The sequence below is a fragment of the Polaromonas sp. genome, from assembly GCF_018780625.1.
Lineage (GTDB): Bacteria > Pseudomonadota > Gammaproteobacteria > Burkholderiales > Burkholderiaceae_C > Polaromonas.
On sequence record NZ_JADMJK010000005.1, the window covers coordinates 38,702 to 63,525 of the forward strand.

At 60.0% G+C, this 24,824-nt stretch carries 22 protein-coding genes; 13 read left to right on the plus strand and 9 right to left on the minus strand.

Annotated features, from left to right (window positions below; translation table 11 throughout):
* Positions 1 to 11: 11 nt before the first annotated feature.
* From rodA to IV091_RS00465, 5 genes are all read left to right on the plus strand, one after another.
* Positions 12 to 1,154, plus strand: a complete 1,143-nt coding sequence (gene rodA / locus IV091_RS00445; RefSeq protein ID WP_293463943.1) for a rod shape-determining protein RodA — start codon at positions 12 to 14, stop codon at positions 1,152 to 1,154.
* A 138-nt stretch (positions 1,155 to 1,292) separates the two neighbouring features.
* Entirely contained in the window at positions 1,293 to 1,628 is a 336-nt protein-coding gene (locus IV091_RS00450; protein WP_293463944.1) for a YegP family protein, read from the plus strand.
* 76 nt (positions 1,629 to 1,704) lie between these two features.
* Positions 1,705 to 3,240, plus strand: a complete 1,536-nt coding sequence (tldD, locus tag IV091_RS00455; RefSeq protein WP_293463946.1) for a metalloprotease TldD — start codon at positions 1,705 to 1,707, stop codon at positions 3,238 to 3,240.
* 233 nt (positions 3,241 to 3,473) lie between these two features.
* A complete protein-coding gene (locus IV091_RS00460; protein ID WP_293463948.1) occupies positions 3,474 to 4,604 on the plus strand; it encodes a 3-deoxy-7-phosphoheptulonate synthase in 1,131 nt (376 codons plus the stop codon).
* A gap of 80 nt (positions 4,605 to 4,684) precedes the next feature.
* Complete coding sequence (locus IV091_RS00465) at positions 4,685 to 4,996, plus strand: hypothetical protein (protein ID WP_293463949.1); 312 nt, start codon at positions 4,685 to 4,687, stop codon at positions 4,994 to 4,996.
* A 91-nt stretch (positions 4,997 to 5,087) separates the two neighbouring features.
* Here IV091_RS00465 and mpl read toward each other — a convergent pair whose 3' ends face one another.
* Positions 5,088 to 6,497, minus strand: a complete 1,410-nt coding sequence (mpl, locus tag IV091_RS00470; protein WP_293463951.1) for a UDP-N-acetylmuramate:L-alanyl-gamma-D-glutamyl-meso-diaminopimelate ligase — start codon at positions 6,495 to 6,497, stop codon at positions 5,088 to 5,090.
* 230 nt (positions 6,498 to 6,727) lie between these two features.
* Here mpl and IV091_RS00475 point away from each other — a divergent pair, with 230 nt between their 5' ends.
* From IV091_RS00475 to IV091_RS00505, 7 genes are all read left to right on the plus strand, one after another.
* Entirely contained in the window at positions 6,728 to 7,342 is a 615-nt protein-coding gene (locus IV091_RS00475) for a hypothetical protein (RefSeq protein WP_293463953.1), read from the plus strand.
* Positions 7,339 to 7,872, plus strand: a complete 534-nt coding sequence (locus IV091_RS00480; RefSeq protein WP_293463955.1) for a TlpA disulfide reductase family protein — start codon at positions 7,339 to 7,341, stop codon at positions 7,870 to 7,872. The genes IV091_RS00475 and IV091_RS00480 overlap by 4 nt, the downstream gene beginning before the upstream one ends.
* Positions 7,873 to 8,295: 423 nt before the next feature.
* A complete protein-coding gene (gene accB, locus IV091_RS00485; RefSeq protein WP_293463957.1) occupies positions 8,296 to 8,739 on the plus strand; it encodes an acetyl-CoA carboxylase biotin carboxyl carrier protein in 444 nt (147 codons plus the stop codon).
* Between the two features lie 50 nt (positions 8,740 to 8,789).
* Positions 8,790 to 10,139 (plus strand): acetyl-CoA carboxylase biotin carboxylase subunit, encoded by a 1,350-nt coding sequence (gene accC / locus IV091_RS00490; protein ID WP_293463959.1) that lies wholly within the window; start codon positions 8,790 to 8,792, stop codon positions 10,137 to 10,139.
* A gap of 15 nt (positions 10,140 to 10,154) precedes the next feature.
* Complete coding sequence (gene prmA, locus IV091_RS00495) at positions 10,155 to 11,045, plus strand: 50S ribosomal protein L11 methyltransferase (RefSeq protein WP_293463983.1); 891 nt, start codon at positions 10,155 to 10,157, stop codon at positions 11,043 to 11,045.
* Positions 11,046 to 11,123: 78 nt separating this feature from the next.
* Positions 11,124 to 12,299: a DUF3426 domain-containing protein gene (locus tag IV091_RS00500; RefSeq protein ID WP_293463961.1), complete on the plus strand. Its 1,176-nt coding sequence runs from the start codon at positions 11,124 to 11,126 to the stop codon at positions 12,297 to 12,299.
* Between the two features lie 12 nt (positions 12,300 to 12,311).
* Complete coding sequence (locus IV091_RS00505; protein WP_293463963.1) at positions 12,312 to 13,214, plus strand: carbohydrate kinase family protein; 903 nt, start codon at positions 12,312 to 12,314, stop codon at positions 13,212 to 13,214.
* A gap of 122 nt (positions 13,215 to 13,336) precedes the next feature.
* On the opposite strand, the gene IV091_RS00510 is transcribed toward IV091_RS00505, so the two are convergent.
* The 8 genes from IV091_RS00510 to ccsA form a co-directional block, all read right to left on the minus strand.
* Positions 13,337 to 13,924: a histone H1-like repetitive region-containing protein gene (locus IV091_RS00510; RefSeq protein WP_293463965.1), complete on the minus strand. Its 588-nt coding sequence runs from the start codon at positions 13,922 to 13,924 to the stop codon at positions 13,337 to 13,339.
* Between the two features lie 189 nt (positions 13,925 to 14,113).
* Positions 14,114 to 15,322, minus strand: coding sequence for a ribonucleotide-diphosphate reductase subunit beta (locus tag IV091_RS00515; RefSeq protein WP_293463967.1), 1,209 nt, complete (start codon positions 15,320 to 15,322; stop codon positions 14,114 to 14,116).
* Between the two features lie 146 nt (positions 15,323 to 15,468).
* Positions 15,469 to 18,378 carry a ribonucleoside-diphosphate reductase subunit alpha gene (locus tag IV091_RS00520; RefSeq protein WP_293463969.1) on the minus strand — a complete coding sequence of 970 codons (2,910 nt, stop codon included), beginning with the start codon at positions 18,376 to 18,378 and terminating at the stop codon, positions 15,469 to 15,471.
* 443 nt (positions 18,379 to 18,821) lie between these two features.
* On the minus strand, positions 18,822 to 19,418 hold the full coding sequence (ampD, locus tag IV091_RS00525; RefSeq protein ID WP_293463985.1) for a 1,6-anhydro-N-acetylmuramyl-L-alanine amidase AmpD: 597 nt from the start codon (positions 19,416 to 19,418) through the stop codon (positions 18,822 to 18,824).
* Entirely contained in the window at positions 19,411 to 20,841 is a 1,431-nt protein-coding gene (locus tag IV091_RS00530) for a sigma-54 dependent transcriptional regulator (RefSeq protein WP_293463971.1), read from the minus strand. The genes ampD and IV091_RS00530 overlap by 8 nt, the downstream gene beginning before the upstream one ends.
* 4 nt (positions 20,842 to 20,845) lie before the next feature.
* Positions 20,846 to 22,564, minus strand: coding sequence for an ATP-binding protein (locus IV091_RS00535; protein WP_293463973.1), 1,719 nt, complete (start codon positions 22,562 to 22,564; stop codon positions 20,846 to 20,848).
* Positions 22,565 to 22,813, minus strand: a complete 249-nt coding sequence (locus tag IV091_RS00540; protein WP_293463975.1) for a PP0621 family protein — start codon at positions 22,811 to 22,813, stop codon at positions 22,565 to 22,567.
* Positions 22,810 to 23,610: a cytochrome c biogenesis protein CcsA gene (gene ccsA, locus IV091_RS00545; RefSeq protein ID WP_293463977.1), complete on the minus strand. Its 801-nt coding sequence runs from the start codon at positions 23,608 to 23,610 to the stop codon at positions 22,810 to 22,812. The genes IV091_RS00540 and ccsA overlap by 4 nt, the downstream gene beginning before the upstream one ends.
* 90 nt (positions 23,611 to 23,700) lie before the next feature.
* On the opposite strand from ccsA, the gene ffh reads away from it, so the two are divergent.
* Positions 23,701 to 24,824 (plus strand): signal recognition particle protein (ffh, locus tag IV091_RS00550; protein ID WP_293463979.1); only part of this gene is annotated, 1,124 nt, incomplete at its 3' end.

Below are 24,824 nucleotides of genomic sequence, written 5' to 3' on the forward strand. Positions count from 1 at the left end.
GATAATACGCCATGGCTGCCGTTTTTGACAAACCTTCCCTCTACAGACGAACCCTTCCCATGCTGCAGGGCTTTGATGGCTTGCTTGCGTTTGCGGTATTTCTACTGGCCTGTGCGGGCTTGCTCATCATGTATTCGTCGGGCTACGAACATGGCACCCGTTTTGCTGACCATGGCCGCAACATGCTGCTGGCCGGTGCCATCATGTTTGTCGTGGCGCAGGTTCCGCCGCAGCGCCTGATGGCGTTCGCGGTTCCGCTGTATGTGCTGGGGGTGGCGCTGCTGGTGGCCGTTGCAATATTTGGCATTACCAAAAAAGGTGCGCGGCGCTGGCTCAACGTCGGGATGGTGATCCAGCCGAGTGAAATTCTTAAAATCGCCATGCCGCTGATGCTGGCCTGGTGGTTCCAAAAGCGCGAAGGCCAGCTGCGGCCGCTGGATTTCCTGGTGGCGGGGGTGTTGCTGGTGATTCCCATTGGGCTGATCATGAAGCAGCCCGATCTGGGTACCTCCCTGCTGGTGCTGGCAGCGGGCCTGGCGGTGATTTTCTTTGCCGGCCTGAGCTGGAAGCTGATTGCGCCGCCCGTGGTGCTGGGCTTGGCCGGCATCTTTTTGCTGGTGTGGTTTGAGCCGCAACTGTGTGCCGACGGGGTGCGCTGGTCCATCCTGCATGACTACCAGCAGCAGCGCATCTGCACCTTGCTGGACCCGACACGCGATCCGCTGGGCAAGGGGTTTCACATCATTCAGGGCATGATCGCGATTGGCTCTGGCGGCGTGTTTGGAAAAGGTTTCATGGCGGGCACGCAGACGCACCTGGCCTTTATCCCCGAACGCACGACGGACTTTATCTTTGCGGCTTACTCCGAAGAGTTTGGCCTGGTCGGCAATTTGCTGCTGATTGCCGGGTTTATTTTCCTGATCTGGCGCGGCCTGGCCATTTCGCTGCAAGCTTCAACCCTGTTCGCACGGCTGCTGGCCGGTGCGCTGACCACGATTTTCTTCACCTATGCGTTTGTCAACATGGGAATGGTCAGCGGCATTTTGCCCGTGGTGGGCGTGCCGTTGCCTTTCATCAGCTACGGCGGAACCGCCATGGTGACGCTGGGGCTGGCACTGGGCATGTTGATGTCGATTGCCAGGGCCAGGCGCTAGGCCAAGCTGTCGGCTCATTGGTGGCCGCTTGATGCACGTCAATGTGGTCTGCGTTTCTGGCCTGGACGCCGGTACAGGCTGGCGCGGCAATCAGGGTAACATGTTGAGTCATCATCAACACCTTCCAGGAGCATCGTCATGGCCGGAAAATTTGAACTCAAGCTGTCCAAGAACCACAAGTATTTCTTCACGCTGCAGGACGATACCGGGCAGGTCATTTTGACCAGTGAGATGTATGAAACCAAGGCCAGTGCAGTCAACGGCATAGAGTCGGTCAAGAAAAATGCAGCCGACGATGCCCGTTACCACCGCCTCGCTGGCAAAGAGGGCGCCCCGTATTTCACGCTCAAGGCCGGCAATGGCCAGGTGATTGGACAGAGTCAGATGTTTTCGGACGAAAAAGCACGCGACAAAGAGCTTGATCTCTGTAAATCCCATGGACCGGGCGCCATCGTCAGCGACCTGACGCTCTGATTTTTGGCGTGTTGCGACCTTGGCAGGCATAAGCCTTGCCAGGACGCGGCTGCGCCAGACTGCCTACAATGCCGTGATGACCTCACTCAAATCCGCCCCCGCGTCAACTCGTCAAACCAGTGCGGGAGCACGGCCCCTGGCGCGTTCCGCGGCACCCACGCTTGAGTCCACGTCCGGGCGTCTGGCCATTGCGCAAAAGCTCCTGCTGGCGCCTTTCGGGCTGACCGAAGCGTCCCTGAGCCGGGCTCTTGGCGAAATCACTTCTTACGGCGTGGACGACGCTGACCTCTACTTCCAGTACACCCGCAGCGAAGGCTGGAGCCTGGAAGAAGGCATCGTCAAAACCGGCTCTTTCAGCATTGACCAGGGTGTGGGTGTGCGCGCCGTCAGCGGCGAGAAAACCGCATTTGCCTATTCAGACGACATTTCCGAAGCGTCGCTGCTGGACGCGGCGCGCACGGTGCGCAGCATTTCGGCCGCCGCCAAGGCCGGGCGCGTGAAGACACCTTCCCGAAAAATTGCCAGCAGCCGTTCGCTCTACCAGGGCCTGGACCCCATCGCGACGCTCGGCAGCACCGCCAAGGTCAAGCTGCTTGAAAAGGTGGAAAAGCTCGCCAAAGCCAAAGATCCGCGCATCGTGCAGGTGATGGCCGGACTGGCCAGTGAATACGACGTGGTGATGGTCGCACGCGCCGACGGCACGCTGGCCGCTGATGTGCGCCCGCTGGTGCGGCTGAGCGTGACCGTGATTGCCGAGCAAAAAGGCCGGCGCGAAGTGGGTTCTGGCGGCGGCGGCGGCCGCTTTGGCCTGGCTTACTTTGACGACGCCCAGATCGGCCAGTATGTGGACGCGGCCGTGAAAGCGGCGCTGACCAACCTTGACGCGCGCCCCGCACCAGCCGGCGAAATGACCGTGGTGCTCGGCTCGGGCTGGCCCGGCATTTTGCTGCACGAGGCGATTGGCCACGGGCTGGAGGGCGACTTCAACCGCAAGGGTTCCAGCGCGTTCTCGGGCCGGATTGGTCAGCGCGTGGCGGCCAAGGGCGTCACGGTGCTCGATGACGGGACGCTGGCCGACCGCCGCGGCTCACTCAATGTGGATGATGAAGGCCATGCCAGCCAGCGCAACGTGCTGATTGAAAACGGCATTTTGAAGGGCTACATCCAGGACTCGCTCAATGCGCGCCTGATGAAGGTCAAACCCACGGGCAATGGCCGCCGCGAAAGTTATGCCCATGTGCCCATGCCGCGCATGACCAACACCTACATGCTGGGCGGCGACAAGGCCCCTGAGGAAATCGTGGCCAGCATCAAGAAAGGCCTGTACGCCACCAACTTTGCCGGCGGCCAGGTCGACATCACTTCGGGCAAGTTCGTGTTTTCGGCCAGTGAAGCGTTCTGGGTTGAAAATGGCAAAATTCTCTATCCTGTGAAGGGCGCAACCCTTGTGGGCAACGGTCCTGATGTGCTGACGCGCATCACCATGATGGGCAATGACATGCAGCTTGACAGCGGCGTGGGCACCTGCGGCAAGGAAGGCCAGAGCGTGCCTGTCGGTGTGGGCCAGCCTACGCTGCGCATTGATGGGCTGACCGTGGGTGGCACTGCTTGAGCCGCTTTGCTGTGGGTATTTTTGAGTCTGTGCTATATTAAAACCATGAATTTAGCGAAATTTTATTTCGGTTACTTTTGGTTCTCAAGCGCCTCCGGCGGTAGAGAGACTTTTGCGTAACCCAAAAAAACGCAACGAATCTCCAAAAACCGCCGGACGCCCGGCGGTTTTTTTTTGCCTCTTCGATTTCCCCGATTCTTGAACTTGTCTGAAATCCAAAAAGGAAGCCTGCGATGAATGCCAAAGCCACCTCTGCCAGCCCCGCCCCTGACGGCTGGTATGCGAGCGTCGAAAAAACCAGCCAGACCGACGACGAACGCATCAAGGACATCACCGTGCTACCACCTCCAGAGCATTTAATCCGCTTTTTCCCGATTCGGGGCACTGCGGTTGAGTCGCTGATTACCCAGACCCGCAAAAGCATTCACAACATCATTGCGGGCAAGGATGACCGCTTGCTGGTGGTGATTGGTCCGTGCTCCATTCACGACCCCGCTGCGGCCGTGGACTACGCGCGCCGCCTGGTCGAGCAGCGCAAGAAATACGCCGGTACGCTTGAAATTGTGATGCGCGTTTACTTTGAAAAGCCGCGTACCACCGTTGGCTGGAAAGGGCTGATCAATGACCCCTACCTTGATGAGAGCTACCGGATCGATGAAGGCCTGCGCATTGCGCGCCAGTTGCTGATCGAGATCAACCGCCTCGGACTGCCGGCCGGAAGCGAGTTTCTGGATGTCATTTCCCCACAGTACATCGGCGATCTGATCTCCTGGGGCGCCATTGGCGCACGCACCACTGAAAGCCAGGTGCACCGCGAACTGGCCTCCGGCCTGTCGGCGCCGATTGGCTTTAAAAATGGCACTGATGGCAACATCCGCATTGCCACCGATGCGATCCAGGCAGCGGCGCGCGGCCATCACTTTTTATCGGTCCACAAAAACGGCCAGGTGGCGATTGTGCAGACCAAGGGCAACAAGGACTGCCACGTGATTTTGCGGGGTGGCAAGACCCCCAATTACGACGCCGCCAGCGTGGCCGCCGCCTGCAAGGAGCTTGAAGCCGCCAAATTGCCTGCAACCCTGATGGTGGACTGCAGTCACGCCAACAGCTACAAGCAGTATGAAAAGCAGGTGGATGTGGCCCGCGACATTGCGGCCCAGGTGGCGGGTGGCTCGCGCCATGTGTTTGGCCTGATGGTTGAAAGCCACCTTCAAGCGGGCGCGCAAAAGTTCACGGCGGGCAAGGACGACGCCGCAGCGCTGGAATACGGCAAGAGCATCACCGACGCCTGCCTCGGCTGGGACGACTCTGTGGCAGTGCTGGAGTCCCTGTCTGCCGCCGTGCTGGCGCGCAGGGCAAAATAAGGTTCTGCCCGAATTTCTGACACCTCAGGGCGCCAGAACTGGCGCCGGTGTTTCATCATTCAATCCATCAGGAGTCAGCCATGCGCAGCGAAGTAAGCGTGACATTCAGAAACGGCCCGCCCGTGCGTATTGACCTCAATGAAGTGCAGCCCATGCCGCACGAGAGCGCGCGCAAGTGGCTTGATGAGCAGTTCACCCGGATGGAGTGCGAGCCATTGCGGCCCACCGGAAAGTTGCTGATGGCCGACAAGGTGGTGGTGGTGGCCCAAGCCGCCGGGCCGGCCGGGTTCGCGGATGCCCAGTGGGCGCAGGACTTTGCCCGCGCAGCCAGCGCCGCGCTGGCCAAGCCGATGGTGCATATTGACGCAGATTCGCTGAGCATCAGCTACTGACCAAAGGCGGGAGGTGCAGCCTCCGGTTTTCCGGACTTGCCCGCAGCGCGTGAACCAGCTGCTTACCCGTTGCCATCCTCGGCGTACAAAATCAATCGCGCAGTATGTCGAGCAGCCTGGCGTGAATTCCACCAAATCCGCCGTTGCTCATGCACAGTAAATGATCCCCGGGCCGGGCTGCGGCCTTGACCTGTGTCAGTAGCTGGTCGAGGTTGTCGGCCACCTGCGCCCGCTCGCCCATGGGGGCCAGTGCGGCGCTGGCGTCCCAGTCCAGACCGCCTGCGTGGCAAAACGCCAAATCGGCTTGCTCCAGGCTCCAGGGCAGTTGCGCAGTCATGGTGCCCAGCTTCATGGTGTTGCTGCGCGGCTCAAAGATGGCCAGAATGCGCTCGCTGCTTTTCCCTGCACCATTGAGCTGGCGGCGCAGGCCGTCCACGGTCGTATGGATGGCGGTCGGATGGTGGGCGAAATCGTCGTATACCGTGATAATGCCATTGCCCAAGGGGAGCACGCCGCGCACTTCCATGCGGCGTTTGACGTTCTGGAAGCTGGCCAGCGCCTCGGCCGCCAGCGCGGGCGCCACACCGACATGCTCGGCCGCCGCGATCGCCGCCAGCGCATTGCGCTGGTTGTGAATGCCGCTGATGTCCCACTGCACCCGCGCCACCACCTGCCCGGATTTGAGTACTTTGAAGTCGTTGGGCTCGCCCTCAGCGGTGAAGCCGGCTTGACCGGGTGTGCCGCCAAAAAATACCTGCTCGCTCCAGCAGCCTTGGGCCAGCACGCGCTGAAGGCTGTCTTCGGCGGCGTTCACGACCACCCGGCCCTGGGACGGGACGGTGCGCACCAGGTGATGAAACTGGCGTTCAATCGCCGCCAGGTCGTCAAAAATGTCGGCGTGGTCAAACTCCAGGTTGTTCAGGATGGCAGTGCGGGGGCGGTAATGCACGAATTTACTGCGCTTGTCGAAAAATGCAGTGTCGTATTCGTCGGCTTCGATGACAAAGGTGTTGCCTTGGCCCAGTCGGGCCGACACGCCAAAGTTCAGCGGGACGCCGCCCACCAAAAAGCCAGGCTGCAGACCGGCCTGCTCCAGTATCCAGGTCAGCATCGCGGTGGTGGTGGTTTTGCCGTGGGTTCCGGCCACAGCCAGGACGTGGCGGCCCTGCAGCACATGTTCGGCCAGCCATTGCGGGCCACTGGTGTAAGGCAGGCCACGGTCCAGGATGGCTTCCATCAGCGGAAATTTGGGACTTCCGTCAGCCAGGTGGGCGCGCGACACCACGTTGCCCACTACAAACATGTCGGGCTGGAAACCGGGCTGGGCCAGCGGGTCGGCGCTGTAGCCTTCCACCAGTTCGATCCCCAGGGCGCGTAACTGGTCGCTCATGGGGGGATAGACGCCCGTGTCGCAGCCAGTCACCCGATGCCCGGCCTCGCGCGCCAGTGCCGCCAGGCCGCCCATGAACGTGCCGCAAATTCCTAAAATATGTATATGCATGGCGGATATTTTAGGGAGGCTGTGGTGCGCGGCTATTTTTCAAGTAAAAAAGGCCTTTGGCCCAATAAATACTTGGGAACGCAGCTATGCACTTGATAGCATTTCTGGTGGCCTTGAACTTTAACCGCTGCACTGGAACCAACTTGGGCACAATCGTTTGCAAGCTGACGCACTTCCCTTTCTAAACTATTTCTATTCGCTCCTGGCCTACAAGCCTGCCGACCCTGAACTTGCATACCCTCAAATCTGAAATTGCCGCCACCGCTGCAGCGCTGGTGGTGGAAGAAGGGCTGGAATACGGCCCCGCCAAACGCCGCGCAGTCAAGCAACTGGCACTGCCGGCGCGCACCGAATTGCCTGACAACGACGCGCTGGAAGACGCGGTGCGCGAGTACATCACGCTGTTTTGCGCCGACACCCAGCCCGCCGAACTGGCAGCCCTGCGCGCGCTGGCGCTGGTCTGGATGGAGCGCCTGAAGCAATTTCGGCCCTATCTGGCCGGCGCTGTGTGGCACGGAACGGCCACGCGGCTGTCTGATATTTATATTCAGCTGTTTTGCGACGACCCCAAGTCCGCGGAAATTGCGCTGATTGAACACAACGTGGACTACGAGCCGCGTACCGTCACCGGCTTTACCGGCGGCAAGGTGGAGGCGCTCAGCCTGAGCAGCCTTTGCAAGGCGCTGAATGAGAATATTGGCGTGCATTTGATGGTCTACGACCACGACGACCTGCGCGGCGCTTTGCGGCCAGACGCCAAAGGCCGTACGCCGCGCGGTGACCTGGCTGCCGTGCAAAAATTGCTGCTTGCCCCTAATGAATCCCTTTTGGAGTCTGAGAAGTGAATCGCAGAAATATGCTTTATGGCGGCGTCGCGGCTGCGGCGGGCCTGGCTGGCGCCGGTGCGGCCTGGTGGAAATTTCAGCCCCACGACGTGGTGGCGGGCGAGCCCGAGCGGGCGGCTGAGTCGTTTTGGCAGCTAAGCTTTGACACCCCCAACGGCAAGAATCTGCCCATGCGCAGTTTTCTCGGCAAGACGGTGCTGGTGAATTTCTGGGCGACGTGGTGTCCCCCTTGCGTGGAAGAACTTCCTTTGCTGGACTACTTTTACCAGGAAAACAAGGATAAAAACATTCAGGTCGTGGGCTTGGCCGTGGACCAGCCCAGCGCGGTTCGGACCTGGCTGCAAAGCAAGCCCTTGAATTTTCCTGTGGGCATGGCGGGCCTGGCAGGAACTGAACTGAGTAAGTCGCTAGGCAACCAGACCGGAGGCTTGCCTTTTTCGGTGGTGTTCAGCACGTCCGGCAAGTTGCTTCACCGCAAGCTGGGCAAAGTCTCGCCAGAAGAGCTGGCGCTCTGGGCAAAACTCAAGTAATCCGGGTCGTCATCAAACGGCGAATGGCCAATGCCCGGTGTGTATTTCCGTCAATGGAGCGGTTGCGCAATGGCGGTGTGCAGATACCCTTGCAAGAGTTCGCAAGTGTTTGGATATTCTTTTATTTTCGCTTAATTCTCTTTTATTCATCATTTCAAGAGTGCGCTGTGCAGGGCGGCCGGGGCCTTGGCGGCTGTTTATGCCGGTTGTCGCTTAAGGTACACTTTGCGCTTTCCCGGGTTCGTCAGCCTGCTGTCTTGCGAAATAGTTAACTGATGGGCTCTTTAGCGCGTAATAGCGGATAGTAAGTGAAAAAAGAAGGAAGTTCGGTGTGTGCCTGGAAGTTCAGGCCGGCTTCCAGATGAATTCAAAGCTGCGAGCTGAAGTCTTCGCGCCAGCACCCACCGTCGTTGGAAAGAATCTATGGATCTAAGAAAACTCAAGACACTGATCGACCTGGTTTCAGAGTCTAACGTGTCTGAACTTGAGATTACCGAAGCCGAGGGCAAGGTACGCATTGTCAAATCCAGTGGTGCGCCAGTTGTGATGCAGCAGCCTGCCATGACCATGATGGCCGCCCCGCTAGCGGGCGTTGCTGCCGTGGCCGAAGCGGCGCCTGCGGCAGCACCGGTCGGTCACACTGTCAAGTCGCCCATGGTGGGTACTTTCTACCGTTCCGCCAGCCCTGGCGCCAAGCCCTTTGTCGAGCTTGGTACGGTGGTCAAGGAGGGTGAGACGATCTGCATCATTGAAGCCATGAAGATCCTCAACGAGATCGAGGCCGACAAGGCGGGCACCGTGACCAGGATTCTTTCGGAAAATGGCCAGGCCGTGGAATACGGACAGCCCCTCTTCATCATCGAATAAGCGGGCGCGCTGCCCGCTTGCACAACCAGCCTGACCAGGCCCTTCGACGCATGTTCAAAAAAATACTGATCGCCAACCGCGGAGAGATCGCCTTGCGAATTCAACGCGCCTGCCGGGAACTCGGCATCAAGGCCGTGATGGTTTACTCCGAGGCTGACCGCGAGGCGAAATACATCAAACTGGCTGATGAGTCGGTCTGCATCGGGCCCGCTGCCTCGGCGCTGAGTTACCTTAATATGCCCGCCATTATCTCGGCGGCCGAGGTGACTGACGCGGAAGCCATCCACCCCGGCTATGGCTTCCTGAGCGAGAACGCGGACTTTGCGGAGCGGGTCGAAAAGAGCGGCTTCAAGTTCATTGGCCCTTCGCCGGAGTCGATCCGCATGATGGGCGACAAGGTGTCGGCCAAACAGACCATGATCAAGGCGGGCGTGCCCTGTGTGCCCGGCTCTGAAGGTGCGCTGCCCGATGACCCGGTCGTCATCAAGCGCATCGCCAAGCAGATTGGTTACCCGGTCATCATCAAGGCGGCAGGCGGCGGCGGTGGGCGCGGCATGCGCGTGGTGCATACCGAAGCAGCCCTGCTGCACGCGGTGCAAACCACCAAGGCCGAAGCGGCTGCGGCGTTTGGCAACCCCGAGGTCTACATGGAGAAATTCCTGCAGAACCCGCGCCACATCGAGATCCAGATTCTGGCAGACCAGTACAAAAATGCGGTCTGGCTGGGTGAGCGAGACTGCTCGATGCAGCGCCGCCATCAAAAAATTATCGAGGAAGCGCCCGCGCCAGGCATCCCGCGCAAGCACATCGAGCGCATCGGCGACCGATGCGTCGCGGCCGTCAAGAAAATCGGCTACCGCGGCGTCGGGACGTTTGAATTCCTCTACGAAAACGGCGAGTTCTATTTCATCGAGATGAATACGCGCGTTCAGGTAGAGCATCCGGTCACTGAGCTGATCACGGGCATTGACATCGTGAGAACCCAGATCATGGTGGCGGCTGGCGTCAAGCTGCCCTTTGTCCAGCGCGATGTCCAGCTCCGGGGCCATGCGATTGAATGCCGCATCAATGCAGAAGATCCCTACAAGTTCACCCCCTCCCCAGGGCGCATCACCACTTGGCACACGCCGGGCGGCCCGGGCGTGCGGGTCGACTCGCATATCTATGCCAACTACTTTGTGCCGCCCAATTACGACTCGATGATCGGCAAGATCATTGTTCACGGGGACACGCGCGAGCAGGCGCTGGCCCGCATGAGCACGGCGCTGGCTGAAACCGTGGTTGAAGGCATCAATACCAATATTGCGTTGCACCGGGAACTCATGGTGGACGCCAAGTTCATGGACGGCGGCACCAACATCCACTATCTTGAAGAGTGGTTGTCAAAGCGCGAACGTTAAGGCGGTCTCATGAGCATGTACGAGTTGATTTTGCTGGCGCCGGTGCAGGAGGTCGAAACCCTCAGCGAGGCCCTGGATGCGCTGGATGCGCTCAGCGTGTCGGTTGAAGACGCCGACGCCCATACGCCGGCCGAGCAGGCTTTGTTTGGCGAGCCCGGCATGCCGCCACCCAAAGCGGGATGGGAGCGTTCGCGCATGGTGTCGCTATTTGCGACCGAGGCGCTGGCCCGTGACGCCGCGTCGGTGCTGGCGCTGCAAGAATTTTTTGCCGGCTGCCAGCTGGTTGCCGTACAACCGGTTCCCGAGCAGGACTGGGTGCGGCTGACGCAGTCGCAGTTCACCCCGGTTGAAATTACGCCGGATTTCTGGATCGTACCGACCTGGCATGAGCCACCTGCCCAAGCGAAGCAAGTGATACGGCTCGATCCGGGGCTGGCTTTTGGCACCGGAACCCACCCGACCACGCGCATGTGCCTGCAATGGATTGCCGGGCAGGGCGCCGCAGGCAAGCCCTTGGGGCGGGTCCTGGACTATGGTTGCGGCTCCGGCATTCTGGCCATTGGGGCGGCCAAGTTTGGCGCGCTGGACATTGATGCGGTCGACATTGACGAAGCCGCTGTCGGCACCACGCGGGCCAATGCCGAAGCCAATCACGCGCGACTGCAGGCCGGCTTGCCCGACAAGGCCGTGGGCACCTACCAGACGGTGCTGGCCAATATTTTGGCCACGCCGCTGAGGGTGTTGGCGCCGCTGCTGTGTGCCCATGTTGAAAAGGGCGGGAATCTGGTGCTTGCAGGCATTCTGGAACGCCAGGCCGATGAACTGAAGGCGGCTTATTCTCCCTATTGCCAGCTCCAGGTGCAGCAGGCGCAGGACGGCTGGATTTTGATGACCGCGCAGTTTTGAGCGCGCGCCGAACACCCGAATAAGCCCAGCCCTGCAGCCGGGATTTCCCTGCGACGACCTCCTACAATACAGCGCTAAATGAGCCTGATTACGCGCTGTCCCGCATGCGGCACGATGTTTAAAGTCGTGGCCGATCAACTGAAAGTCTCTCAAGGCTGGGTGCGCTGCGGGCATTGCACCGAGGTGTTTGATGCATCTGCGTATCTGGTGCCGGATGACGCATGGGTGCTGGCCCCGTCGGCCCTGACGTCTGATGACCCAGCCGCTACCGGGCATGACGCCCCACTGCCTGCGCACGGCGGCGAACTGCAATCGGGACGTTCGCCCGATCCAGTCGAGTCCTCCATGGCGCCGGCGTCTGAGCACGATGCGTCGGCGGCCGACCAGTTTTCCTTGAGTGCTCCGATGGCCGCGCAGGATGAAGCACAAGCCCGTGATGAGGCATTGAACCGGGCCAGCTGGAAGCAGGCGCGGCAAGACTATCCCTATCTGGAGACGCCATCGGAAAATGTCGATGCGCCACCTGCTGACGTGTCACTGCGACGTGCGGACCTGGTGCATACCGCCAGCGTCGATTCCTCTGCCGCCGAGAGCCCGTCCCTGGCTGATTCCAGCTTGGCGGATGCCGACCTGCAGCCTGTTGAGGTGACGCATGACGAGAGGCCAGACGAGGTCTCTTTTGTGCGCGATGCGCGGCGCAAGGTATTCTGGAAAAAGCCGTTGGTACGGTTTTCATTGGGGATGACCTCTTTGCTGCTGCTGCTGGCGCTGGCTTTACAGTGGGTCATGCACGAGAAAGACACCGTGGCCGCGTCGCAGCCGCAGCTGGCCCCCTTGCTGCAGAAGCTTTGCGCTGCGCTGCACTGTGAAGTCAGGTTGCCGCGTCATATCGCGTCGGTGGTGATTGACAGCTCAAGCTTCAACAAGCTTGGACCGGATGTCTACCACCTCAGTTTTTCGCTCAAGAATACGGGCGCCATTCCTCTGGCAATGCCCTCCCTGGAGATCACCCTGACCGATACCCGGGATCGCGCCCTGGTGCGCCGCGTGCTTGCTCCTTCGGAGTACGGCGCTGGCGCTGGCCCGCTGGCCGCGCATTTCGCGCTGGCTGGCGCAGTCACCATGAAAGTATCGGACGATGGCGAGTCTGTGAGTACGCCGCCTGCAGCCGCTTCTGCACCTTCTGCACCTTCTGCGCCCCTGGCCTCCTTGCGGGTTGCGGGCTACCGTATTCTGGCTTTTTACCCTGATTGAGATGAGAACTGAATGTCTGTTGTAATTTGTGGCTCCCTGGCGTTTGACACCATCATGACCTTTGAGGGTCGCTTTTCCGAGCAGATCCTGCCCGATCAGTTGCACATTCTTAATGTGTCTTTTCTGGTGCCCGCCCTGCGCCGTGAATTCGGTGGTTGCGCGGGTAACGTCGCCTACAGCCTGCAGCAACTCGGCGGTACGCCCTTGCCCATGGCCACGCTGGGGAGCGACGGCGCTGGCTACCTGGAACGGCTTGAATCGCTCGGGATCAGCACTGAGTTTGTTCGCGAAGTCGACGATACCTATACCGCGCAGGCCATGATCATGACCGACCGCGACAACAACCAGATCACCGCTTTTCACCCGGGCGCGATGATGCAGGCGCACATCAGCCGCATCGAGGCGCGCGGCGACATCAAACTGGGCATCATTTCACCGGACGGACGCGATGCCATGCTGCAGCATGCCGAACAGTTCAAGGCGGCTGACATTCCGTTTGTCTTTGATCCGGGCCAGGGCTTGCCCATGTTTGACGGCCAGGAACTGGCGCATTTCGTGGAATTGGCAAGCTGGGTGACGGTCAATGACTACGAAGCCCGAATGCTCAGCGACCGCACGGGCTTGTCTTGTGCCGAGATTTCCCGGCGTGTGCAGGGGCTGGTGGTGACGCTGGGTGCCGAGGGCTGCGAGGTCTGGGTGGACGGGGAAAAAACAGTGGTCGCCCCTGTCCAGGCTGAGGCTGTGATTGATCCAACAGGCTGTGGCGATGCATTCCGTGGGGCGCTGCTGTTCGGCCTGGAGCAGGGCTGGTCGCTGGTGCGCTGCGCTGCGCTGGGAAACCGGGTAGGGGCGCAAAAAATAGCCACCCGTGGCGGGCAAAACTACACGCTGAATCCAGATCAAATTCAGGGGTAGCCCAACGAATATAAGTGTTTTGCGCTAATTGGTGATCGCGAATTTCGGCGGGATCGCCGACAAGACACAAAAAAAGCCCGATATCTTGCGACATCGGGCCCCAAGCAGAAAACCGTGAAGGCTTATGGCTTGCTGGCTGTGGGAAACGGCCAAGCGGCTTGTGGATTCAGGATGGTCTGAGCTGCCGGGGCCTTGGCCGCAGGCTTTTTCGCGACTTTCTTCGCAGCAGGCTTTTTTGCGACTGGCTTGGCTGCCGTTTTTGCAGGGGCGGCTTTTTTTGCGGCTGGCTTGGCAACTGCTGCTGTTTTGGCAGGTGCCTTTGGAGCGACTGCTTTTTTCGCGGCAGCTTTTTTGACAGGCAATTTTGCGGCGATTACTTTCTTGGCTGGGGCTTTGGCCGCAGGTGCTTTTTTGGCAACGACTGCTTTAGCGCTTACCTTTTTTGCAGGTGGTTTAGCCACAACTGCTTTTTTAGCCGGTGCCTTTGAGGCCGCTGCCTTTTTGGCGACGACTGGTGGTGCGACTACTTTTTTCGCTGGTGTTTTTACAGCGCTGGCTTTTTTGGCCGCTGCTTTTTTAACCGGCGCTTTTGCAACCGGCGCTTTTGCCGCTGTTACTTTTGTCGCTGGTGCTTTCTTGGCCGCTACTTTTTTAGCTGGCACTTTTTGGGGGGCAGCTTTTTTAGCCGCAGGTTTTTTTGCAGTTGCCATAGTTTTCTCCTCGATCACGTTGCTAAAAGCACTTCACGCTTGGAGGACGGGAAGCGATTCAAGGCGTTGGGCTGTCGATAGAGAAGGCCCAGCGCCGCGAACACATGCGCAAGACCCGGCATGCACGCTGGGGTGCCGTCATGGGTCATTGCAGGTTTAAAAATCATTGTTGTTGGTGGCTTGTACCGGTCAGTCCCAGGAGAGAGCCCCACCTGATTGGTACTCAATCACACGGGTTTCAAAGAAGTTGCGTTCTTTTTTCAGGTCAATCATCTCGCTCATCCATGGGAACGGATTTTCCTCGTTGGGGAAAAGTGCTTCAAGCCCGATCTGCGTGGCGCGGCGATTGGCAATGTAGCGCAAGTAGCCCTTGAACATGGAGGCGTTGAGCCCAAGCACACCGCGCGGCATGGTGTCCTCTGCATAGCGGTATTCGAGTTCAACGGCCTTCATGAACAGTGCGTTGATCTCGGCCTTGAACTCGGCGGTCCAGAGGTGGGGATTTTCGAGCTTGAGCTGGTTGATCAGGTCGATGCCGAAGTTGCAATGCATGGACTCGTCGCGCAGGATGTACTGATACTGCTCTGCAGCCCCTGTCATCTTGTTCTGGCGGCCCAGCGCCAGGATTTGCGTAAAGCCCACATAGAAGAACAGTCCTTCCATCAAGCAGGCAAATACGATGAGCGACTTGAGCAGGGTCTGGTCGGCTTCAGTGGTACCTGTCTTGAAGTTGGGATCCGAGATCACTTCAATGAAGGGAATCAGGAACTGGTCCTTGTCCTTGATCGACTGAACTTCGTTGTAGGCGTTGAATATCTCGCTTTCGTCCAGGCCCAGAGACTCCGTGATGTACTGGTACGCATGGGTGTGAATGGCTTCTTCAAAAGCCTGGCGCAACAGGAACTGCCGGCATTCGGGGGCTGTGATATGCCGGTAGGTTCCCAGTACGATGTTGTTGGCCGCGAGCGAATCGGCCGTCACAAAGAAACCCAGATTGCGTTTCACCAGGCGGCGTTCGTCTTCGGTCAATCCGTTGGGGTCTTTCCAGAGCGCGATATCGCGCGTCATGTTGACTTCCTGCGGCATCCAGTGGTTGGCGCAAGAGGCAAGGTATTTTTCCCATGCCCATTTGTACTTGAAGGGCACCAACTGGTTGACGTCCGTCTGGCCGTTGATGATGCGTTTGTCTGCGGCCTTGATGCGCTTGGCCTTGCCGGGTGCGACCAACGGGTCTGTGCTGGCTGTTTCAGGTGCAATGGCGCTGTCGTGCAGCGTGCGCGCGGGCTCTTGGGCCGGAGTCGGTGAAAGCGATGGGAGCTCTATTGAGCGACTGTCGGGCAAACCGTTGCCGAGTGATTTCTGCAAAGGTGGTTCGACTTCTTCGTCCCAGGTCAACATAGTGGTTTCCAATATGGCGTGATTATGAAAGCAGCGATAAAAAATGAAAAGTGTTCATTCATACCGCTGCAAATTAGTGTTGTTCAATTGCGTCGAGTGGGCCTTGAATCGCGCGATGAATTTCAGCGCGCGAGACCTCCATTTTTTTATTGGCAAGCCTCGCAACCCGGGTCGTCAATCGCGCAGAACTTGATGTCGGTTGCAGGCGACGCACTTGCCTGTGCTTGTGCCGCTACTGCGGCTGCCTCAAGCGCGCTCAGGCCGGCAACTGCTGTTTCGGGACCTGACGAAACGGCGTTCATCTTGCCTGCCTTCACGGTTGATTTTTCGACGTGCGTGGCGCTCATGGTACGCAGGTAGTAGGTGGTTTTCAGTCCGCGCAACCAGGCCAGTTTGTAGGTTTCATCAAGCTTCTTGCCCGAGGCGCCAGCCATGTAGATGTTGAGCGACTGGGCCTGGTCAATCCATTTCTGGCGACGTGCGGCCGCCTCCACGATCCAGGACGTTTCCACTTCAAAGGCGGTGGCGTAAAGCGCCTTGATGTCCGGTGGCACACGGTCAATCGGGCGCAGCGATCCGTCAAAGTGCTTGAGGTCCACGACCATCACATCGTCCCACAGGCCGAGGCGTTTCAGGTCGTTGACCAGGTAGCCATTGATCACCGTGAATTCACCGGACAGGTTGGATTTGACGGAGAGGTTGCCAAAGCAGGGCTCGATACAGGCGTCCACCCCAATGATGTTGGAGATGGTGGCTGTCGGGGCAATCGCGACGCAGTTGGAGTTGCGCATGCCGTCCCTGGCAATCTTGTTGCGAAGGGCGTCCCAGTCCAGTGTGGCGGAGCGGTCCACTTCCACATAACCGCCGCGTTCCGCAGCCAGCATGTCGAGTGTGTCCAGCGGCAAAATGCCTTTGTCCCAGAGCGAGCCTTTGTAGCTGGCGTATTGCCCGCGTTCTTTGGCCAGTTCGGTGGACGCCCAGTAGGCGTGGTAGCAGATCGCCTCCATCGAGGTGTCGGCAAATTCAACGGCTGCCTGCGAAGCGTAGGGCACGCGCAGCTCGTACAGGCAGTCCTGGAAGCCCATCAGGCCCAGGCCGACCGGGCGGTGGCGCATGTTGGAGTCCCTGGCCTTCTGCACGGCGTAGTAGTTGATGTCGATCACGTTGTCCAGCATGCGCATGGCCGTCGTGATGGTTTTCTTGAGCTTCTCGTGGTCCAGCGCGCCATCCTTCAAATGCTGCACCAGGTTGACCGAGCCCAGGTTGCACACTGCCGTTTCCGTCTCGCTGGTGTTGAGCGTGATTTCGGTGCAAAGGTTGGAAGAGTGCACAACGCCGGCGTGCTGCTGTGGGGAGCGGATGTTGCAGACGTCCTTGAAGGTGATCCAGGGATGGCCGGTTTCAAACAGCATCGACAGCATCTTGCGCCACATGTCGGTGGCCTGCAGCGTGCGGGAAGGCTGGAGCTCGCCGCGTTCGGCGCGGGCTTCATAGGCGTTGTATGCTTTTTCAAAGTCCTTGCCAAACTTGTCGTGCAGGTCGGGCGTGTCGGACGGCGAGAACAGGGTCCAGGTGCCCTTTTCCATCACGCGGCGCATGAACAGGTCGGGAATCCAGTTGGCAGTGTTCATGTCGTGCGTACGGCGGCGATCGTCGCCGGTGTTCTTGCGCAGTTCCAGGAACTCCTCGATGTCGAGGTGCCAGGTTTCCAGGTAAGCACAGACCGCACCCTTGCGTTTGCCGCCCTGGTTGACCGCCACGGCGGTGTCGTTCACCACTTTCAGGAATGGGACCACGCCTTGGGATTCGCCATTGGTGCCCTTGATATGCGCACCCATGGCGCGCACCGGTGTCCAGTCGTTGCCGAGGCCGCCTGCAAACTTGGACAACAGGGCGTTTTCCTTGATGGCGTCGTAAATGCCGCCCAGATCGTCGGGCACCGTGGTGAGGTAGCAGGACGACAGTTGCGAGCGCAGGGTGCCTGCATTGAACAGCGTCGGCGTGCTCGACATGAAGTCAAACGACGAAAGGATTTCGTAGAACTCGATGGCGCGCTCTTCGCGGTGCGTTTCGTTGAGCGACAGGCCCATGGCGACGCGCATGAAAAATGCCTGCGGCAGTTCGATGCGTTGCTTGCGCACGTGCAGGAAGTAGCGGTCAAACAGGGTCTGCAGTCCGAGGTAGTCAAATTTCAGGTCGCGCTCGGGCTTGAGCGCCGCGCCCAGGCGGGCCAGATCAAACTGCTGCAGTTTTTCGTCGAGCAGTTCGTTCTGGATGCCCTTGGCAATGAATTCAGGAAAGTACGTGGCGTACCGGGTCGTCATGGCTTCCTGGTTGACTTCTTCGCCCAGTACTTCCTTGCGGATGGTGTGCATCAGCAGGCGCGCCGTGGCGTAGGTGTAGTCCGGGTCTTTTTCAATCAGGGTACGGGCGGCCAGAATGGCGGCTTTGTAGACTTCCTCGATGGGGACGCCGTCGTACAGGTTGCGCATGGTCTCCGACACAATCGGGTCAGGCTTGATGTCGGCGCCCAGATTGGCGCACGACGCTTCAATCAGCGCCTGCAGGTTGCGCAGATCAAGCGCAACCCTTTTGCCGCCGTCCATCACATGCAGCAAGGGGGCGGCAGGCGCCTGGGTTTGCAACTGCTTGGCGCGTTCCTGGTTGTGTTTTTCACGGTACAGCACATAGGCGCGGGCAATCTCATGGTGACCGCCGCGCATCAGGCCAAGTTCAACCTGGTCCTGCACGTCTTCGATATGAAAAGTTCCGCCGCCAGGGCGTGAGCGCATCAGGGCGCGAACGACGGCCTGGGTCAGGGTGTCCACCGTTTCGCGCACGCTGGCCGAGGCAGCACCCTGGGTGCCATGAACCGCCAGAAAGGCCTTCATCATCGCGACAGCGATCTTGTGGGGCTCAAACCCGACCACAGAGCCGTTGCGGCGAATAATCTGATAGTTGGCGAGCGCGCCGGAGGCTGCCGGCGCGTTGCCATGCGCAGAATTGCTGGCAGGAACGCTGGACGGAAGGGGCACGGCATGGGGTGCTGTTTGCATGATTTCCTCTTGAATTTTGATGTTCTGGACAACGGGTCTGGTGGGGCAGGGCAGATTCGGCTGTGAAGAAAAACGCCTCTGGCCTTGAGTTGTTTTTCTTTGTCACAGGGGGCGAATTACTTCAGCTTGGCTGATGGTTAGACACTATAGCTAGTGTCCAAGAGCAGTGCAACCACTACCAGTAGTGTATATGTTGCTTTGGCGTGCCGCACGCTGCCCGGCCTTTTTTTCTTGCTGTTCGTGCATCTTGAAGGCTTGGGATTATTCCTGTATCGGCGTGAATGCTTCGTCGAATCAGGCTCTGACAAGGCAGGCAAAGCGCTGATGCGGCTTGCCGCAGGTTTTCGCCTGAAAACACACGCCGGGACTGGATGAGCCCATCTCCTGTGGAAGGCGCCGGCGGCAAAAATACGCAAGCGTGGCGGCGTCGGAGATGGGCTATTTCAGCCGACTTCTGGCAAACACCGGTCAGGCAAAGCCAGTGAATTTTGTAACCAAATCCAGTCGAAGCCCGGACCGGGGTCTTGCTTGCGCCCGCTCGCAATGTGTTCGTGGCCGGCCACGTGCGCAATCGGGTAAGCCTGAATGAGCGCTGCGCACAATCCCGCCAGGGTTTCGTACTGGGGTGCTTCAAAGGTGCTTCCCTCAAGGCCTTCCAGTTCAATGCCTATGGAGTCATCATTACAGTTGCTCCGCCCCCGGTAGCTTGATTCTCCCGCATGCCAGGCGCGGTCGGTACAGGCTACAAATTGCCATAATTCGCCCGATCGCGAGATGAAGAAATGCGATGACACCTGCAAGCCCCGAATGCGCTGAAAGTAGGCGTCTTCCTCCCAGTCGAGCTGATTGGTGAAAAGCCGCTGGACATTGCCATTTCCATATTTTCCGGGCGGCAGGCTGATGGAGTGGATGACGATCAAGTCAACAAGGGCGTTGGCAGGGCGTGGACCGAAATTGGGTGACGCCAGCACGCGGGCATGGCGATACCAGCCGTGCCGCCACAGGGCCGGGTCAACGGCCGCGCTGCGCTGCTCAGGCATGGTCATTGAGCGCATCGGGTGCGTCGTCATGGCCCGGCGTCACAATATTCAGGCGGCTGATCCGGTAGCGGATCTGGCGCAGGCTCAGGCCCAGTTTGGCGGCGGCGGCAGTCCGGTTAAAGCCCGTCTCCTGCAGTACCCTGGCCAGTATGCTGCGCTCATGCTGGTCCAGGAAATCCTGCAGGTTTTCCGGAATGGCGACATAGTCTTCAGGCGGCGTATCGAAATGCAGTGCGCTGCCCTCCCCAAGGGCTACCGCGCGGTGCAAGATGTTTTCCAGTTCCCTGACATTGCCATGAAAGGGGCGGGAACCCAACTCTGCCATGACGGTATCCGTCAATTCGGGTACGTCGAACCCGGACTCCCTGCAAATTTTTGAAAGCAGGGCGTTGCACAGCGCGGGCAAATCCTCGCGTCTTTCGCGCAGCGGCGGCACGGCAATTTCGATCACGTTGAGCCGGTAGTACAAATCCTGGCGAAAGACGCCTGCCAGAACCTCTGCCGCCAGGTCTTTGTGCGTTGCGCTGACGATGCGCACATCGACCACGTCTTCGTGCGGCGCACCCAGCGGGCGCACCGTTCGTTCCTGAATGGCCCGCAACAGCTTGGACTGCATGGCCAGCGGCAGGTCGCCAATCTCGTCGAGAAACAGGGTGCCGCCCTTGGCCATCTGGAACAAGCCAAGCCGGTCCTGCACCGCGCCGGTGTAAGCGCCTTTACGCGCGCCAAAGAACTCGGCTTCGAGCAGGTTCTCGGGAATCGCGCTGCAGTTGACCGCCACAAACGGACCCGTTCCGCGGTGGCTGCAGGCGTGCAGGGCGCGCGCCACCAGCTCTTTCCCCGTACCCGATTCTCCCTGGATCAGGATGGGGGCCATGCTGCCGGCCGCTTTGGCAATGCGCGATTTGACGCTCCGCATGGCCGGCGACTCGCCCACCAGTTTTTGCAGGGCGGCTAAAGCCTCGCAGGAGGGTAGTGCGGCCGATTTGGCAGCCTCCGGGGCGTTTCGCTCGTTCCGGGCGGGCGTCGCCCCATTTTTGGCGCCTTGTATGGCTGAGGCGACCACGCTGCGAAACTGCTTGAGGTCGACCGGCTTGGTGAGATAGTCAAACGCTCCGGCCTTGAGCGCTTCCACCGCATTTTCAGCAGAGCCATGGGCCGTGATGACCACGCAGCGCTCCGCGCGCTGCTGGGCCGCCATCTCGCGCAGCAGTTCCAGCCCCAAGCCGTCGGGCAGGCGCATGTCGGTGATGACCGCATCGAAGCGATGTTCCTTGAGCTGCGCGCGGGCCTGCAGCAGATCGCCCGCTGCTTCCACCCGATACCCCTCCCTGAGCAGGGTCAACTCGTACAAGGTGCGCAGGTCTGGTTCATCATCAATGATGAGAATTCGGGGGGCGGCGGCGGATGCGTGCAGGCTCATGGATTTAGACAATCAAGATATCAAACGGCAGAGCGCTTGCGCTCAAGGGCTGTGAAGCGGCGCTGAAGACGACAAAAAACTCGTTGCCCTCATGGCCCGCGCGGTGCGTGCGCTGGTAGCCAATCAGGGCGTCGTACCGTTCGCACAGCTCCCTGCAGATATACAGGCCCAGACCGCTGGAGCGGCTTTCGGAGGAGAAAAAAGGCTCAAAAAGGTGGGCCTGTACCGTTTTTTCCAGCGGTTGTCCGTCGCTCCATACCGCCAGTCGGGCTTGTCCCGGCGTCATGATCTGGGTGCTCACTTCAATCGCATGGTCGGACGTACTCGCGTACCGCAGGGCGTTGTCCAGCAGGTTGATCATCAGGCGCCGCAAGTGCTCGGGTTCAAACCATACGACTGCATTGGCCGCGTTAGCGAGCACGCGCGTGCGCTGCATTGCCGTGTTTTGACGCGCCCAGTCTGTGGTTATGCCTGGGACTGTGTCGTCCAGCGCCAGCGTACTCGTCTGCGGCGCCGGCAGTGCGGCCTGCGCGCGCGAAATATCCAGTACGTCATCAACAATCCTGGCCAGGCGCTGCGCGTTTTGCCCAATCATGGTCGTCAGTTGGCGCTGGCCGGCCTCATGCAGATCTTCTTCTAGCAGTGCATTGGCTTGCGCAATGGCGGCCAGTGGGTTCCTGATTTCATGCGCTACCGCCGCTGACATGCGGCCCATGGCCACCATTTTTTCGGTGCGCACACGGGCTTCCATTTCACGCAGGTCTTCAAGAAACATCACGCACAAGTTTTCTTGCGCGTCACTTTGGGACGACGCCAGCCGGGTGCGTACCCGGAGCCGCCTTGCATTGCCCACTGGGTGTTCGAGCCTGATGTCCACTTTTTGGGGGGATTGCGTTGCAAAGGTGCGATTCGCCAAGTCCGCCAGCGGTTGCCAGGCCGCTTCCATTGTGAACAGGAAAGGCGCGTGGGCAACGGCATCCTGTGTGGTCAGCAAGCGTCTGGAGGCCGGATTGGCCGAGCGGACCTTGCCGTGGCCATCGACCACCAGAACGCCTTCCGCCACCGCTTCAATCACCAGTTCGTTGACCCGGGTTTGAATGCGCGCAGCAGACTGGCTGGCCTTGGTCAACTGTTCTTCGCGGGCCAGCCGCAGGGCCAGCTGGTTAGCCAGCAGCGCCACCAGAAAAAACCCCGTTCCGCTCAGGCTGGACTGCAAAAAGCGCGCATTGGTGTCGCCCGCGGTTTGCAGCGAACTCCACCAGGCATCGCCGAGCAGCAGCAGCGTCACGCTGGCTGCCGTACCAAAGGCCAGCAAAATCGGTCCCAGCACCGACGACAACAGGACTGGCAGTGCAAACAGCGGGGTGTAGTTAACGCCACTTGACTGCAGAAAATTCAGGACGGAGAACGTCACAACGTCCACCCCGATCGTCAGCACCCATTGCATGTCAAATGTGCGGCTGGGGGGGCGGGGACGCGCCCATAACCGAACGGCCAGGGTCGCGCACAGGTAGGCCGCGCACACCGCGATGGACCCGAGGTTGCTGGTATTGCCGAACGCATAGATGAATGCCTGGAGCAAGACCAGTACGCTGGCAATGGCGATGCGGGCCGTCATGAACACACGCCACAGACGGCTGAAAGCGCCTGAATCGGGCCCGGCCTGCCACGCGCCGGGATATTTTTCTCTGGATTCGAGCCAAGTGTGGACTTGGTGCGGCATTCAGTCTCCGGCCTGGCGTCGGTGCGCCTCGCTGCAGTACAGGCCTTTGCTGCCCGTCACGGCCTCAGACCGGGGCAAATGCACCTGGCATACGTCGCAGGCGACCACTTCTGTGGCCTGGACGCTCTTGGCGGCAGGGCGTGGGCGGGTCGTTTTTTCGCGCTGCGCCGCATCTTTTTCGGCCTGCCGATTGTGGCGCCAGAGCCAAAAAACAAGCACCGCCAGCGCGGTGACGAGCAGGTATTTCATGTGCGCCTCAAGATGACTTCAAGTACAAAACTGGAGCCGGCATAGCCGAGCAGCAACAGGCCAGCGCCCAGGTACAGCACGCGAACTGCTTTGAGTCCGCGCCAGCCCAGCCGTGCGCGCCCTGTCAGCAAGCCCGCAAAAACCAGCCAGGCCAGCGCGGAAAATACCGTTTTATGGTTCCATTTCCAGGCCAGACCCGGCCCGTACAGGGTTTCCGCAAACAGCCAGCCCACCAGCAAGGTCGCTGAAAGCAGTACAAAACCGGCCTCGACAAAGCGAAAGGTCAGGCGTTCCAGCGTCATCAGCGGCACGCCGGCGCCGTTCTGGGTGGCCAGCCTGATGGCGCGCTCAGCCCGGGTCATCAGCCAGCCATGCACGACCGCAGCGGCAAACAGCCCGTAGGAGGCGATGCCCAGGGCCCAGTGCAAGGGCAGCCAGGGCGATGCAATGGCATGGTAGCTGGTGCCCGGAAAAATAAGCGACAGGACAACCGCTGCGCTGCCCAGCCCGGCCAGCGCCCAGTGCGCGCTAAGCTGGGGAAACAGGCGGCTTTCAATGGCATAGACCGTCAGTACCAGCCATACCGTCATGGAAAGGGCGGGCGCAAAACCAAAGCGGGGCGGTGTTCCCAGCAGGCCCTCGGCCAGGGTCAGCGCGTGCAGAAACCAGGCCGCCAGCAGCAGGCCACGCACGGCGCCCGAGCCGAGCCGGGGGGCGGCCAGTGCAAGCAGTGCATAGGCCAGCGCGGCGCCAGCCGCTATTGCAAGTCCCCACCAAGCGTTCAAAGCTAAAATCATGCTTGAGTTTAGCCTTTAGTCGGGTCGTTTCTGACCTTATTGCTCTCTTCGCGGAGCCCCTTTTTTCCGTTTTTTCTTCGGACCCTATTGATGGCTACAGCCCTTACCGACAAGTTATCCCGCCTCGTCAAGGAAATGCGCGGCCAGGCCCGCATTACCGAATCCAATGTACAGGACATGCTGCGCGAAGTGCGCATGGCGCTTCTCGAGGCTGACGTGGCACTGCCCGTGGTGCGCGACTTCATCGCCCGTGTCAAGGAAAAAGCGCTCGGCCAGGAGGTGATGGGCTCACTCTCGCCCGGCCAGGCGCTGGTCGGCATCGTTAACCGCGAACTGGCCGCCACCATGGGCGAGGGCATCAGCGACATCAACCTGGCGGCGCAACCGCCCGCCGTGATCCTGATGGCCGGCTTGCAGGGCGCGGGCAAGACCACGACCACCGCCAAGCTGGCCAAGCACCTGATTGAAAAACGCAAGAAAAAAGTGCTGACGGTGTCGGGCGACGTGTACCGGCCGGCTGCCATTGAGCAGCTCAAGGTGGTCACGCAGCAGGCCGGGGCCGAGTGGTTCCCCAGCACGCCAGACCAAAAGCCGGTCGATATTGCCCGGGCCGCCATCGACTACGCCCGCAAGCATTTTTTCGATGTGCTGCTGGTCGACACCGCCGGTCGACTGGCCATTGACGAAGCCTTGATGACTGAGATCAAGGAACTGCACGCGGTGCTCAAGCCGGTTGAGACCCTGTTTGTGGTTGACGCCATGCAGGGCCAGGATGCGATCAACACGGCCAAGGCCTTCAAGGATGCGTTGCCGCTGACTGGCATTATTTTGACCAAGACCGATGGCGACTCGCGCGGTGGTGCCGCACTGAGCGTGCGGCAGATCACAGGCGCACCGATCAAGTTCGCCGGCACCAGCGAAAAGCTCGACGGTCTGGAAGTGTTTGACGCCGAGCGCCACGCCGGCCGTATCCTGGGCATGGGCGACATCGTGGCGCTGGTCGAGCAGGTCACAGCCGGGGTCGACATGGCGGCCGCGCAAAAGCTGGCCGCCAAAATCAAGTCCGGCGACGGCTTTGACCTCAACGATTTCCTGAGCCAGCTGCAGCAGATGAAAAACATGGGCGGCCTGTCCAGCCTGCTCGACAAGCTGCCCGCGCAGATGGCGGCCAAGGCCGGAGCCATTGACATGGACAAGGCCGAAAAGGACATCAA

What these genes read in the sequence shown, in the direction of transcription:
- rodA (WP_293463943.1), top strand. Translation starts at nt 12, where the DNA reads ATGGCTGCCGTTTTTGACAAACCTTCCCTCTACAGACGAACCCTTCCC.
- IV091_RS00450 (WP_293463944.1), top strand. Translation starts at nt 1,293, where the DNA reads ATGGCCGGAAAATTTGAACTCAAGCTGTCCAAGAACCACAAGTATTTC.
- tldD (WP_293463946.1), top strand. Translation starts at nt 1,705, where the DNA reads ATGACCTCACTCAAATCCGCCCCCGCGTCAACTCGTCAAACCAGTGCG.
- IV091_RS00460 (WP_293463948.1), top strand. Translation starts at nt 3,474, where the DNA reads ATGAATGCCAAAGCCACCTCTGCCAGCCCCGCCCCTGACGGCTGGTAT.
- IV091_RS00465 (WP_293463949.1), top strand. Translation starts at nt 4,685, where the DNA reads ATGCGCAGCGAAGTAAGCGTGACATTCAGAAACGGCCCGCCCGTGCGT.
- mpl (WP_293463951.1), bottom strand. Translation starts at nt 6,497, where the DNA reads ATGCATATACATATTTTAGGAATTTGCGGCACGTTCATGGGCGGCCTG.
- accB (WP_293463957.1), top strand. Translation starts at nt 8,296, where the DNA reads ATGGATCTAAGAAAACTCAAGACACTGATCGACCTGGTTTCAGAGTCT.
- accC (WP_293463959.1), top strand. Translation starts at nt 8,790, where the DNA reads ATGTTCAAAAAAATACTGATCGCCAACCGCGGAGAGATCGCCTTGCGA.
- prmA (WP_293463983.1), top strand. Translation starts at nt 10,155, where the DNA reads ATGTACGAGTTGATTTTGCTGGCGCCGGTGCAGGAGGTCGAAACCCTC.
- IV091_RS00500 (WP_293463961.1), top strand. Translation starts at nt 11,124, where the DNA reads ATGAGCCTGATTACGCGCTGTCCCGCATGCGGCACGATGTTTAAAGTC.
- IV091_RS00505 (WP_293463963.1), top strand. Translation starts at nt 12,312, where the DNA reads ATGTCTGTTGTAATTTGTGGCTCCCTGGCGTTTGACACCATCATGACC.
- IV091_RS00510 (WP_293463965.1), bottom strand. Translation starts at nt 13,924, where the DNA reads ATGGCAACTGCAAAAAAACCTGCGGCTAAAAAAGCTGCCCCCCAAAAA.
- IV091_RS00515 (WP_293463967.1), bottom strand. Translation starts at nt 15,322, where the DNA reads ATGTTGACCTGGGACGAAGAAGTCGAACCACCTTTGCAGAAATCACTC.
- IV091_RS00520 (WP_293463969.1), bottom strand. Translation starts at nt 18,378, where the DNA reads ATGCAAACAGCACCCCATGCCGTGCCCCTTCCGTCCAGCGTTCCTGCC.
- ampD (WP_293463985.1), bottom strand. Translation starts at nt 19,418, where the DNA reads ATGCCTGAGCAGCGCAGCGCGGCCGTTGACCCGGCCCTGTGGCGGCAC.
- IV091_RS00530 (WP_293463971.1), bottom strand. Translation starts at nt 20,841, where the DNA reads ATGAGCCTGCACGCATCCGCCGCCGCCCCCCGAATTCTCATCATTGAT.
- IV091_RS00535 (WP_293463973.1), bottom strand. Translation starts at nt 22,564, where the DNA reads ATGCCGCACCAAGTCCACACTTGGCTCGAATCCAGAGAAAAATATCCC.
- IV091_RS00540 (WP_293463975.1), bottom strand. Translation starts at nt 22,813, where the DNA reads ATGAAATACCTGCTCGTCACCGCGCTGGCGGTGCTTGTTTTTTGGCTC.
- ccsA (WP_293463977.1), bottom strand. Translation starts at nt 23,610, where the DNA reads ATGATTTTAGCTTTGAACGCTTGGTGGGGACTTGCAATAGCGGCTGGC.